This is a genomic window from Thermoleptolyngbya sp. M55_K2018_002 (assembly GCF_015295965.1).
Taxonomy (GTDB): domain Bacteria; phylum Cyanobacteriota; class Cyanobacteriia; order Elainellales; family Elainellaceae; genus Thermoleptolyngbya; species Thermoleptolyngbya sichuanensis.
In genome coordinates, this window is record NZ_DVEA01000261.1 from 1 (window position 1) to 12,668 (window position 12,668).

A 12,668-nucleotide genomic window follows, 5' to 3' on the forward strand; every position below is an offset into this window, starting at 1 on the left:
AGCCCGGCCGCAGGTGGCATAGGACATGGGATGCCATTCCAAATTGCTTGGGAAGCGATCCCAAAACTGCAAGCGCGAGTCGTAGCCCCCCGCGCCCACGGTCTGGTTGCCCTCTGGGAAGAACACCACGCCCGCAGGAATGCCGGCCTGCTGGGCAGGTGTAGTGCCTGCGGTCAGAAAATCGAGTACGCCCTGAAAGGCGTGGGCTACGCTGAGTTGCCAGAGTTCTGTTTGCAGGGAGGGCCGGGCCTGGTCGGGCGTGAGGGAGGCATAGAGCGGGTCGGGCGATCGCCCCTGCCAGAGCGGCTGTCCATCCAGCGGGTAGGCGGTGGCAATGTCCTGGATATCCTGCGCCGTGACGTAGCCCCGCTGCAAAAAGCGACGAATCAGGTCTTGCCCGCTGGGATTCAGCGCCCGCTGCAACAACGCCTGCTGTGAAGCGGGGCTGTAGACCCACAAATCTTGCACCCGCCCTGCGACGGACGCATTGCCGTTGCCCTTGGGATAGCGAATGTAGTCAAACAACATGCCGTCCGGCCGACGACGGGCGATCGCCTGCGCCAGGTTATAGAACTCCAGCTTGGCCTGGGGATTGTAGGGGTCGATGAACACCTCTTCCGACACCACCTCACCAAGACTGTTAATCCCCGTCGCGCCATTAAAGGTCATGCTGTTTTGCCCGCGTCCGTTTCGGGCCAGAATTTGCTCTGCACCGGGGCGCTGGGCATAGGTATGGCCAAAATTCATGCTAAACATCCAGGCATAGACCTTTAGCCCCCGCTCGCGCCCCTTGGCGATCGCCTCTGCCAGCAAATCTCGATTTTCAAACCCCGGCGTGCGAACCACCGACGGCCAGGGCGTATTATTTTCCGCACGCGGCAATAGCACCTGCCCGCCGCCAAAGACTTCTACATAAACCTGGTTATAGCCCCGGTTCACAATCTGATCCATGAGATACTCAATGGCCCCCGGCCGTGCATCGCACGGATAGAGCCGCAGCCACACCGCCTGATTTTTCAGCCAGCTTTCGCGCCGACAGCGCCGCAGGCGATCGCCATGCTGCTCGATCAGGTTGCGGTAGCGATTGCCCGCATTGCGATCGCCCTGCAACGCCCCCACCAGGAACGTCTGCTTTTGGGTAATGTCTTCGGCAGAAAAATTGCAGTAGGGCTGGATTTGCGCCTCTGCCACGCGGCTGCCCGCCAGCCCCCACTGGCTCCCAGTCAGCAGCACCGCCGCCAGAAATTTCGACACACCTCGCCACCGAAGCCCAGCCAAGATCTGTTGCAAACCCGTCTGCCGCAAACCTGTTTGTCGCAATCTCACCTGTTGCAAACCTGTCTGTTGCAAACCTGTCTGTTGCAAATCTGTCTCTCGCAAACCTGTCTCTCGCAAAACCGTCATGAGCAAACCTAATCTCTGCATCATCGGCGAACCCACATTCAGACCTGAGCTAGCCTGGGGACTCCGCCTTGTTGTCCTTTGTTTTGACCAGTAGAAGCCTTCCCAAAAAGGACGCGCCTCAAAACAGCGCTGCTGTCTACACCCAAATCAGAAATCCGACTTAGGATTACCATCCCCAGGAGCCTGGCCCTCCTTTGAACGGGCCGACAATATCCTGCGTAATCCAGCCGCCGTAGAAATCACCTGGTTGAGCCTGCACCTGCTCACCATCGACATAGCAAGCGTCCATTCTACTCGGATAAAACGCAACGTGATCCTTGATTTCGGCATAGGCGCTGACCGGGTTGGCATAAAACCAGGCCGCGTTTTCTGCCGTGCGATCGCCCACGGTGACGGTATAGTAGCCCGCCTGCCCCTTCCATTCGCAAAAGCTAGAGCGCGGAGTCGGCGTTAGATACTCCATGCGAATATCCTCCGGCGGGATATAGTACACAGGCGGATGGCTCGTTTCCAAGATCCGCTTCGCCCGCTGCGTGTCGGCGATCGCCACCCCATTAAACACCACCTGCACCCGCTTTGACGTTGCCTCTAGCCGAGGCGGACGGGGATAATCCCACACCGACTCCTGTCCTGGCCCTGGCACAATGCGATCGCGCATATCGCTCTGCCCCTTGCAATGGTTACTCAAACTGGTTGCCCCTTAGTGTAGTGCAGGGTTGGAAGGAAGAACGAAGAAGGAAGAGGGAAGAACGAAGAAGGAAGAAGTTTGGTTTTTCATTTTTCGTTCTTCATTTTTCATTTTTTCCTCCCTCCCCATCTCCCTCTCCCGCACGACCCCAATCCGGCAACCCTCCCTTATGATCTAAGGGGTAAATGCTCAACGCTGGGAGTTGGCTCATGTCCACGGCGCGGCCCGACATTGTGTTTATTGTGCTGGATACGCAGCGGCGCGATCGCCTCTCGTGTTATGGCTACCCGCTGCCGACCTCGCCCCATCTGGACGCATTTGCCGCAACGTCTACCCGCTTTCACCATGCGGTGTCTGCGGCGCAATGGACCGTTCCCTCCCACGCCACCCTGTTCACCGGACTCTACCCCTCGGCGCATGGCGTGTTGCAGTCCTACTCGCGGCTGCCTGATCACATTCCCACGCTGGCGGAGCGGCTGAGCGCAGGCGGCTATTACACGGCGGGCTTTTGCAACAATCCGCTGGTGGGCGTGATCAACAACGGACTGCGGCGCGGCTTCTACAGCTTTTTGAACTATAGCGGCCTGCTCACCTCGCGCCCCAACCAGGCCGGCATTCCGTCTGGGCTGGTGGGCAAATATCGGCAGTTTTTCAAGCGATCGCTCGCCAACTTGCTGAACCGGGTGCAGGACTCCTTTGCGCGGTCGGAACTGATGCTGGCGCTGTCCTTTACGCCGCTGATGGTTCCCCTCTGGCAAACGGCGCTGAGCTTTAAGGGCAACACGCGCAAATCCTTGGACGACGCAGCCCAACTGCTGATCGACCGCAAAGGACTTGATAGCGATCAGCCCATTTTCAGCTTTTTGAACCTGATGGGCACGCACATGCCCTACCACCCGCCCCGGCAGTATATAGAGCGGTTTGCGCCAAATGTCCTGCGCGACAAGGCGGCGCAGCATTACCTGAAGCAGTTTAATGGCGACATCTATGGCTGGCTGGCTCCCCTGGCGGAGGTGCTAGACGAGCGCCAGAAAGCCACGCTGGACGGCATGTACGACGCGGAGGTGGCCTATCAAGACGAACTGCTGGGCGCGTTTTTCCGCAGGCTGGCGGAGAGCGGGCGACTGGACAACACCCTGGTCATCGTGTGTTCCGACCACGGCGAACACCTGGGCGAAAAGCAGTTCATCGGCCACTCCATCACGCTCTACAACGAGCTAATTCAAGTGCCGCTGATGATTCACGACCCCAGTGGCAATTTGCCCAAGGGCACGGTGCGCGAGGATGTGGTTTCTACTCGTCGTCTGTTCCACACGGTGCTGACTAGCGCCGGACTGGCCAACGAAATGGAAGAAACCCTGACCCTGGCGCATACCCCCGGCAGCGAGGGCGATCGCCGCGTGTTCGCCGAAGCGATTCCGCCGCAAAACGTGGTAAACCTGCTCTACAAGCGGCAGCCAGAACTGGTGCTGGCCCGCGCCTGCGATCAGCCGCGCCGCGCCGTCTGGATCGGCAACCACAAGCTGATCGAAACGGGGGGTGATTCTGGGACAGATGGCTTCGCGAATCGCCTAGAGCTATACGACTTTCAGCAAGACCCCACCGAAGCCCTCAACCTCAGCGATATTCTGCCGGAAAACGTGGAAGTTCTCCAGGAGTGCTTGCAGCAGTTTGTTGGGGAATTTGTCGGGGCATACGCAGGCGAGGGCGTGGAGTATGGCGATCGCGCTGGTGCAACGGAACAGCATCGCGCCCCCGGCTTCGACGATCCCGAAGTGCAGCGCCGCCTGCGCGACTTGGGCTATTTGGAAGACTAGGATTCAGAGGTTGGGAGTGGGGGCTAAGGCCCATCCAGACCACCCTCGCCAAAATCCAGAATCCCCAATCCAAAATCAAATCAGGCTTTGCCCAAATTTACCAAAAAGAGTTACCAAAATATTACGGGTCAACTCAGGAGACTAGCATGTATGTCCTGATCGGGGGTGCGGGTGTGATCGGCATCAGTCTGGCGCAAACGCTCGTAGAACTGGGGCACACGGTGGCGCTGGTGGATATTGACCCCAACGCCTGCCGCTATGCGCGAGAACAGATCGGCGCAATGGCGTTTGAAGGCAGCGCCGTGAGTACCGAAGTGCTGCTGGAAGCAGGCATTCGCAAGGCCGATGCGATCGCCGCTGTGCTAAGAGAAGACGCGCTCAACCTGGCAATGGTGACGCTGGCCAAGCACTACGGCGTACCACAGATTGTCGTGCGGATGCGCCATCGCGACTTTGCCGAACCCTACCGCATCGCAGGCGCAACCACCGTCGTCAACGCCATCGACCTGGCCGTATCCACCATGGCCAACGCGATTGAGTATCCCCAGGTCGAGTCCATCATGCACTTCGAGCAGGGGCAAATCGAAATCCTCAAGCTCCATATCCCAGCGAGTTGCCGCGTTGTCGGCCGCAGCCTCGCTGAGATTGCCCAAGATCCCCGCTTTCCTCGTGATTCTCTGATCATCGGCTATCAGCCCCACCATCATGAAAACCTGGTCATTCCCAAGGGCAACACAGTGCTGGAGGCGGGTTCCACAATTCTCATGGCCACCAAGCCCGGATCGATTCATCAGGCGGTGGATTTCATCGAAGGCTGCCCCACAGATTAATTTCTGGCTTTCAAGAGTTAGCAACCTGTATTCAAACTCGGCGATAGTATCTTCAATAATTCCTCAATAATTTTTGTAGAAGCCCCATATAGCAGAGCTTCTACAAAAAATCTAAACCTTATCTCAACAGGATTGATATTAGGATAAGGCGGCGGTAAAGCTGCATACTGGGTCTTAGAGGATGTTTGAAAAGTCCTACTGTTTGTAGCAAAGCGTGCAAGATCCCCCTAAATCCCCCTTAAAAAGGGGGACTTTAAGGCGGTTTCCCCCCTTTTTAAGGGGGGCTAAGGGGGGATCTCTGAGTGCTTAACATTACAGGCGATACCTTTTCAAACGCCCTCTTAGATCAACCCATCCTCTTCGCCCATTTGCAAGAGCAGGTCAAGGACGCGGTTGGAATAGCCCCACTCGTTGTCATACCAAGACACGACCTTGAAAAAGTTGGAATTGAGCGCGATGCCAGCCTTGGCATCGAAGATGCTGGAGCGTGGGTCGGTGCGGAAGTCCATCGACACCACTTCTTCTTCGGTGTAGCCCAGAATACCCTGCATGGGCCCTTCGGAAGCAGCCTTCATGGCGGCGCAGATTTCCTCGTAGGTGGTGGCTTTTTCAGTCTTGAAGGTGAGGTCAACCACCGACACATCGGGCGTGCCGACGCGGAAAGCCATGCCCGTCAGCTTGCCTTTTAGCTCCGGCAGCACCAGCGCCACGGCTTTGGCTGCGCCTGTGGACGAAGGAATGATGTTTTGCGAAGCACCGCGGCCGCCGCGCCAGTCTTTTTTGCTGGGGCCATCGACGGTAGGCTGGGTGGCGGTCATGGAGTGAACGGTGGTCATCAGTCCTTCAGCGATGCCGAAGTTTTGGTGCAGCACTTTGGCGATCGGGGCGAGGCAGTTGGTCGTGCAGCTTGCGTTGGAGACAATCACGTCTTTGGAAGGCTCAAAGTCCTCGTGGTTCACGCCAACGACGTAGGTGGGGACTTTTTCGGGGTCTTTGGTAGGAGCCGAAATCAGCACCCGCTTTGCGCCTGCGGTGAGATGGTTGGATGCACCTTCGTAGTCGGTGAAAAAGCCGGTGGATTCTACCACGTAGTCTACGCCGAGCTTGTCCCAGGGCAGTTCTGCGGGGTTGCGCGTGGCCATGCAGGGAATCTTGTGCCCGTTGAGGGTCATGCTGTCGCTGGTGGCTTCCACCGTGCCGTGATACATGCCGTGGGTGGAGTCGTATTTGAACAGGTAGGCGAGGTTGTCGGCGGGCACGAGGTCGTTGATACCGACAAATTCAAACTTGGGGTTGTTGATGCCTGCGCGAAGCACCAGACGACCGATGCGACCAAATCCGTTGATGCCGACTCTAACGGTCATAGGGTAAATCTCCTTGGGTGTGGGAGGGTTTCAATGGGCAGCTTTCAGTTGCTGCGTGACTAGCGCTGCCTTACTAGCTGCGAAACCAGTTGCAAAACTAGATCTCAAGCTAGGGGCAAATTGGAATTCTTGCCCAGATTACCGGATTTCCTTAAGGTGAAGCTGAGAAAACGGTATGATTTCAGGGCTTTGTCAATCCGATTCCTGTGGGGCGATGCGATTCCGCAAGGCTTGCGCCAATGCCCTCTCAGTCTCGGTTTGAAGTCACCTTGAACGCTCCTCAACCCCTTGCAGCTAGGCTATAGCAACTGCCTCATTTCGTCTTGTCAGCAGGATTACTCAACGCTAAACCTGTTGGATCTAAACCGATTGAACTTCAAATTGAGCTTTGAGCCTGTAGTGTTGATTGGAACCGCTGCCACTGCGACCCGTGATGTGCCGGAGCTGATTCCGGTGCTGATTATTTTGCTGCTGGTGGCGACGGCGGTGGCGCTGCTGTCGCGGCGGTTTCGGCTGCCCTACGTGACGGGGCTGGTGATTGCGGGGCTGGCGATCGCCGAACTGTTGCCCCGGCGAGTTGGCCTCAACACCTCGCTGATCCTGAACCTGTTTTTGCCCATTCTGCTGTTTGAATCTGCCATCAACACTGACATCAGCCGCCTCCGCAGCACTCTAAGGCCAATTCTGCTGCTGGCGGGGCCAGGTGTGGTGCTGGCTTCAGGTATCACTGCGCTGGTGCTGAAGTTTGGGCTGGGTCTGGGGTGGATTCCGGCGCTGCTGGCGGGGGTGATCTTGGCCATTACTGATACGGTGTCGGTCATTGCCGTGTTCAAAGAAGTTGCTGTGCCGGGTCGCCTTTCGACCATTGTGGAAGGCGAGAGCTTGTTTAACGACGGCATTGCCCTGGTGCTGTTTGGGCTGATTTTGCAGGCGCATCTGACGGGTTCGGTGACACTGACGGAAGGCGTGCAGCGATTTGTGGTGGTGATTGCGGGCGGGGCGCTGCTGGGGCTGGTGTTGGGTTATCTCTGTGCGGGCTTTTTTACCCAGTCGGATGATCCCCTCAGCGGCATTTTGCTGACGGTGGCGCTGGCGCTGGGGGCGTATCAGCTTGGGGAGTTGCTGCGGGTGTCGGGCGTGGTCGCGGTGGTGGTGTCTGGACTGATCGTGGGAAATGCGGGTCTATCGCGGCGATTTTCTGCCTCCAGTCGCATCACGCTGTATAACTTCTGGAATTACGCTGCTTTTGGGGTTAATACGTTTATTTTTCTGCTGATTGGTCTGGAACTGGAGTTATTTACGCTGTGGCGCAATTTGCCGGCCGTGCTGCTGGCGATCGCCGCGTATCAGGTGGGGCGGCTGCTGTCGGTCTATCCACTATTGGCGCTGCTGCGGCCCTTCGATCGCCCAATTCCCCTGCGCTGGCAGCATGTGATGTTTTTGGGCAACATCAAAGGCTCGCTGTCGATGGCGCTGGCGCTGAGCCTGCCTGCCAGCCTAGCGGAACGCGGCAATCTGATTGCGCTGGTCTATGGAGCCGTGCTGCTGTCGTTGGTGGGGCAGGGCCTCAGCTTGCCGTGGCTGGTGAAGCAGCTAAAGCTATCGCCCCTGTCAGAAACCCGCCGCCAAACCGAGGAATTGCAGGCGCAACTAATCGCCGCCAAAGCTGCCCAGGACGAGCTAGAAAGCCTGCTGAAGACGGGCGTATTGCCCAAGGCGGTATATGAGGAACTGCGATCGCGCTATCAAGTCCAGGTGGCCCGCGCCGAAAAATCGCTGCGCGATCGCTACAACCAGCGGGCGGACTCTGGCGCAATCGACGCGGGCGATCGCCCCAAACTCGATGCCATCCGCCGCCATCTGCTGCTGTCGGAAAAAAGCGCCCTGCAAGAGGCCCTGCGAAAGCGGGTGATTTCTGAGGCGATCGCCCGCGAACAGCTTCAGCAAATCGACGAACAACTCTTGCTTTTGGAGGACGAATAAGAAGAACGAGAATGAGTAAGATCAAATAGGTACAGATTCGTCTTTCGGCGATCGCCCTTCATCTGGCAGCACCCGTCCCTTTGGGCGATCGCCCTCGTCGGAGTCCGCGTTTCCCAAATATTGGCCCCTTACTCAGGATTTCGTCATCTCGGACAATCTCGGACGGTATGCAGATAGATATGGGGATAGATACGGATAAGTTCGTTGCGTGAACCATTGCCCCTTCTCTAAGCCCACGCTGTCCATCGTATCGGACACGATAGCTGAGTGGGGCAGTAACCGTCTCCACCGACAGATCGTTAATTGATCCAACTGATAGACCCAGCATTTCAGTGGCTTGTGGCATAGTTCGGGTGTCGGGGACATAGACCCGGAAACAGACCGCTGTTCTGAAGCCCTGACCCCCACCTCTACCCCCTTGTTCTCATTGCTCATGTCCATCCACACACCTGACTGGGTAAAACACGCCGTTTTCTACCAAATCTTTCCTGATCGGTTTGCCCGCAGCGGCCAGCTTCATCCAGTATTTAGCTCGGCCGCGCTAGAGCCGTGGGACGCACCGCCCACCTTCCACGGCTATAAGGGCGGCGACCTCTGGGGCGTGGTCGATCAGCTTGACTATTTGCAAGATTTGGGCATCACGGCTATCTACTTTACGCCCGTGTTCCAGTCTGCCAGCAACCACCGCTACCACACCCACGACTACTATCAGGTCGATCCGCTGCTGGGGGGCAATGAAGCGCTGGAGAAGCTGCTCACCTCTGCCCACAGCCGGGGCATTCGTATTTTGCTGGATGGCGTGTTTAATCATTCCAGTCGGGGATTTTTCTTTTTCAACGATATTTTGGAAAACGGGTTCCGATCGCCCTGGGTAGACTGGTTCCGCATTCACGACTGGCCGCTCTCGGCCTACGACGACGAAAAGCCTGCCAACTATGCAAGCTGGTGGGGGCTGCGGGCGCTGCCCCAGTTCAACCACGACAACCCTGCCGTGCGGGAATACCTGATGCAAATTGGCGAATACTGGATCAAGCGGGGCGTAGATGGCTGGCGACTGGATGTGCCCAATGAGATTAAAGCCGATGGGTTCTGGCAGGAATTTCGCGATCGCGTCAAAGCGGTCAACCCCGAAGCCTATATTGTCGGCGAGATCTGGGAAGATGCACGGCATTGGCTGGATGGTACGCAGTTCGACGGCGTGATGAATTATTTGTTCACTGCGCCGACGATTGCGTTTGCGGCGGGCGATCGCGTGGATTTGCCCCTGGTGGAAAATCGTTCCTATCGTCCCTATCCGGCGCTGGATGCCGCAGGCTATGCCGCCAAAATTCAGGAACTGCTTGACCTTTATCCCTGGGAGATTCACCTGACGCAGTTGAACCTGCTGGATAGCCACGACACGGCCCGGCTGATTTCGATTGCTCAGGGCGATCGCGACAGCGTGAAGCTTGCGACCCTGCTACTGCTCACCTTTCCCGGTGCGCCCAGCATTTACTATGGCGACGAGGTGGGGCTACCGGGTGGCAGTGACCCCGACTGTCGGCGCGGCTTCCCCACCTCCGACCAGTGGGATCGCGACGCGCTGGCCTATCACCGCGAACTAATCGCCCTGCGCCACAATCATCCGGCCCTCCGCACGGGCGACTATCGCACCCTCGCCGCCGTGGGGCATTGCTACGTCTTCTCGCGCACGCTGGGCCAGGACTCGCTGCTGGTCGCCGTCAACGCTGGCCTCGACCCCGCCGAAGTCACCCTCACCGCCGACACCCTGCCCACCAATCCTGTCGATCGCCACCTCTGGGGTGCAGGCGAGTTTCACATTACAGAAGGCCAATTGACCCTGCGGCTGCCGGGGCGATCGGGGCTGGTGTTGGGGTGATGATGAGATCGTGGGATGATGAAAAACGGATAATGAAAAACTGCAATGATCTGAAGCATTCCCTGACCTCCTCATGGACGTAATCCCTGCTATTGACCTCCTCGACAGCCGCTGTGTGCGGCTTTATCAGGGCGACTATGCCCAGTCGGAGGTGTTTCACGATGATCCGGTGTTGGTGGCGCAGGAGTGGGTGGCGCAGGGCGCAACGCGGCTGCATCTGGTAGATCTGGATGGAGCCAAGGCGGGGCATGTGGTGAATGGGGACGTGATTGAGGCGATCGCCCGATCGGTGTCGATTCCGGTCGAGGTGGGGGGCGGCTTGCGCGATCGCCAGAGTGTGGCGGAGGTGCTGGGGCTGGGCGTGCGCTGGGCCATTTTGGGCACGGTGGCTGTGGAAAATCCCGATTTAGTCGCGCAACTGTGCCAGGAGTTCCCGGGGCAAATCATCGTCGGCATTGATGCCCGAAACGGCAAGGTGGCCACTCGCGGCTGGCTGGAAACCTCAGAAGTAGACGCAATTCCCCTGGCGCAGCAGATGGCCGATCTGGGCGCAGCCGCCATCATCTATACCGATATCCACCGCGACGGCACGCTGCAAGGGCCCAACCGCGAGGCGCTGCGAGAACTGGCCAATGCCATTGCGATTCCTGTGATTGCCTCTGGCGGCATTAGCTCGACCAGCGACCTGATGGGGCTGATGGCGCTGGAGCCGATGGGGGTGACGGGGGCGATCGTGGGGCGGGCGCTCTACACGGGCGCATTGTCGCTCCGGGATGCGGTTCGTGCCGTGGGTCAGGGCCGCTGGCAGGATGTGCCCCCCGACCTCGGCTCCTCAACCTTTGCCTGATTGCCCAATCGCCCGTCTCGCCCCGTCCCCCGATGCTGCCGTCTGACCTGCTGATCCACCGACCCCGCGGCGAAAGCCTAGAGCCGAAACGATTGGCGCTGAATGACCCAAATCGGGCGATCGCCATCGACCTGATCGACCAGTTCCAGCAGCACGTTGGCAAAACCCAGGGCGAATTGGACGGCCAACTCCGCGAAATGGAGGGCGAAGAAACGGATTTCAAGGTCAAGCGGGGACTGGCGCACCTGCTCAAAAGTGAAGCATTCAGCACCTTTGAAATTGTCAGCCCCCTGGAGCCAGGGCAACTGCGAGAGCGCGTCTTTGCTCTGGCGGCGCAGCGCGTCCCCTCGCCCCCAGCCACCGAGCAAACCCTCCAAACCCTGGCGGCCCAACTCAGCTCCGAGCTAGAGCGCGAAGTCTTCCCCGACCACATTCGCGCCGGACTCTATGCCGACCTGTCCGAAAACCGCATCCTCACCCGCTTTGAGCCGCCCACGCCCGATGCCCTCCTGCACCGCTACAACCTGTCTCAGGTGCAGGGCGTGTTTTACAAAGCCAGCCACCTCATCCTCACTGCCCATCGCAACGATCCCGGCGAATACAAGCTGCTGTTTCGCTATCTCAAGCTCTTTGGGCTAATGGCCTACATCGAGGGCGACGCGGATCACGGCTTCACCATCACCATCGACGGGCCCGCCAGCCTGTTTGGCAATAGCACCCGCTACGGCACCGATATTGCAAAGCTGCTGCCTGCCCTGCTGCACGTCACCAAATGGAGCCTGAACGCTGAACTGCAATGGCGTGACACTTACACGGGCGAAGTGCGGCCGCGCCGCTTTGCGCTGGATTCCGACTGCGGACTGGTGAGCCATTATCCACCAGGCAAACCCTACGACAGTATGCTGGAGTCTGCCTTTGCCGAACGCTGGGATGCCCTGAAAACCGACTGGCGACTGGAGCGCGAGGTAGACCTGATCCCGATTCCCGGCAGCGTGATGATTCCGGACTTTCGGCTGGTGCATCCTAACGGGCGATCGGTGCTGCTGGAAATCGTCGGCTACTGGCGACCAGAGTATCTCCGCAAAAAGTTTTCGCAGGTGCGGCAGTCGGGCTGCGAGAACCTAATCCTGGCGATTTCCGAACGGCTGAATCTGGAAAAAGCGGGGGTGAAGCCGCAGGACGCACCCGCCCGCATCGTCTGGTTCAAAGACAAGCTCCAGCCCAAAGCGGTGCTGGCGGCTCTTGAAGAGAGCAGCCCTTAGCCTGTAGCTCCAGATCAGGCACTATTTCTACAATTGTCAATTACGAGTTATTGCGAGTTCTATAGTTGTCAGTTACGAGATCATCAATCTCGGTTTCAATCCCTGGAAGGGATTTGGGGGTTTTGCGACGGTTTAGAAAAATGTTGGTATATCTCCATGCCGAAATGTTTCAATCCCTGGAAGGGATTTGGGGGTTTTGCGACAACAACAATTAGAATTGAAGAATTTGCAATTGCAACGTTTCAATCCCTAGAAGGGATTTGGGGGTTTGTGGGCTAACTGGGTAAATGTTTCAATCCCTGGAAGGGATTTGGGGGTTTTGCGACTCAACTCATCCTCACGTTCAACCCCCACGGGCCGGGTTTCAATCCCTGGAAGGGATTTGGGGGTTTTGCGACATCAAACCCGTTCAAGGTTACTTCCTTGATCAAAGTGTTTCAATCCCTGGAAGGGATTTGGGGGTTTTGCGACCCTTGATTTATAAGGATTTTCCTCATACATACCCCCTATAGGTTTCAATCCCTGGAAGGGATTTGGGGGTTTTGCGACTATAAGAAGCATGAATCACCTAGATATAGAGGCAGAGTTTCAATC

At 57.8% G+C, this 12,668-nt stretch carries 9 protein-coding genes; 6 read left to right on the forward strand and 3 right to left on the reverse strand.

Annotated features, from left to right (window positions below; genetic code table 11):
• On the reverse strand, positions 1 to 1,254 hold a 1,254-nt coding region (locus IGS51_RS13030; RefSeq protein ID WP_297078785.1), incomplete at its 3' end, for a family 10 glycosylhydrolase.
• 316 nt (positions 1,255 to 1,570) lie between these two features.
• Complete coding sequence (locus IGS51_RS13035) at positions 1,571 to 2,062, reverse strand: DUF427 domain-containing protein (RefSeq protein ID WP_297078791.1); 492 nt, start codon at positions 2,060 to 2,062, stop codon at positions 1,571 to 1,573.
• A gap of 239 nt (positions 2,063 to 2,301) precedes the next feature.
• On the opposite strand from IGS51_RS13035, the gene IGS51_RS13040 reads away from it, so the two are divergent.
• Both IGS51_RS13040 and IGS51_RS13045 read left to right on the forward strand, forming a co-directional pair.
• Complete coding sequence (locus IGS51_RS13040; RefSeq protein ID WP_297078786.1) at positions 2,302 to 3,909, forward strand: sulfatase; 1,608 nt, start codon at positions 2,302 to 2,304, stop codon at positions 3,907 to 3,909.
• Positions 3,910 to 4,055: 146 nt separating this feature from the next.
• On the forward strand, positions 4,056 to 4,739 hold the full coding sequence (locus tag IGS51_RS13045; protein ID WP_297078787.1) for a TrkA family potassium uptake protein: 684 nt from the start codon (positions 4,056 to 4,058) through the stop codon (positions 4,737 to 4,739).
• A 341-nt stretch (positions 4,740 to 5,080) separates the two neighbouring features.
• Here IGS51_RS13045 and gap read toward each other — a convergent pair whose 3' ends face one another.
• Positions 5,081 to 6,103, reverse strand: coding sequence for a type I glyceraldehyde-3-phosphate dehydrogenase (gene gap / locus IGS51_RS13050; RefSeq protein WP_172356154.1), 1,023 nt, complete (start codon positions 6,101 to 6,103; stop codon positions 5,081 to 5,083).
• A gap of 399 nt (positions 6,104 to 6,502) precedes the next feature.
• On the opposite strand from gap, the gene IGS51_RS13055 reads away from it, so the two are divergent.
• From IGS51_RS13055 to IGS51_RS13070, 4 genes are all read left to right on the forward strand, one after another.
• Entirely contained in the window at positions 6,503 to 8,086 is a 1,584-nt protein-coding gene (locus tag IGS51_RS13055) for a cation:proton antiporter (protein ID WP_367279333.1), read from the forward strand.
• 433 nt (positions 8,087 to 8,519) lie between these two features.
• Positions 8,520 to 9,965: a glycoside hydrolase family 13 protein gene (locus tag IGS51_RS13060; RefSeq protein WP_297078792.1), complete on the forward strand. Its 1,446-nt coding sequence runs from the start codon at positions 8,520 to 8,522 to the stop codon at positions 9,963 to 9,965.
• Between the two features lie 73 nt (positions 9,966 to 10,038).
• Entirely contained in the window at positions 10,039 to 10,812 is a 774-nt protein-coding gene (gene hisA, locus IGS51_RS13065; RefSeq protein ID WP_297078789.1) for a 1-(5-phosphoribosyl)-5-[(5-phosphoribosylamino)methylideneamino]imidazole-4-carboxamide isomerase, read from the forward strand.
• Positions 10,813 to 10,844: 32 nt separating this feature from the next.
• The gene (locus IGS51_RS13070; RefSeq protein WP_297078790.1) at positions 10,845 to 12,074 is read left to right on the forward strand and encodes a DUF790 family protein; all 1,230 of its coding nucleotides are present in this window, start codon (positions 10,845 to 10,847) and stop codon (positions 12,072 to 12,074) included.
• The last annotated feature ends 594 nt before the right edge of the window (positions 12,075 to 12,668 follow it).

Excerpts from the sequence above, each read along its gene's own strand:
- IGS51_RS13060 (WP_297078792.1), top strand. The coding sequence starts at position 8,520 with ATGTCCATCCACACACCTGACTGGGTAAAACACGCCGTTTTCTACCAA.
- IGS51_RS13040 (WP_297078786.1), top strand. The coding sequence starts at position 2,302 with ATGTCCACGGCGCGGCCCGACATTGTGTTTATTGTGCTGGATACGCAG.
- gap (WP_172356154.1), bottom strand. The coding sequence starts at position 6,103 with ATGACCGTTAGAGTCGGCATCAACGGATTTGGTCGCATCGGTCGTCTG.
- IGS51_RS13035 (WP_297078791.1), bottom strand. The coding sequence starts at position 2,062 with ATGCGCGATCGCATTGTGCCAGGGCCAGGACAGGAGTCGGTGTGGGAT.
- IGS51_RS13070 (WP_297078790.1), top strand. The coding sequence starts at position 10,845 with ATGCTGCCGTCTGACCTGCTGATCCACCGACCCCGCGGCGAAAGCCTA.
- hisA (WP_297078789.1), top strand. The coding sequence starts at position 10,039 with ATGGACGTAATCCCTGCTATTGACCTCCTCGACAGCCGCTGTGTGCGG.
- IGS51_RS13045 (WP_297078787.1), top strand. The coding sequence starts at position 4,056 with ATGTATGTCCTGATCGGGGGTGCGGGTGTGATCGGCATCAGTCTGGCG.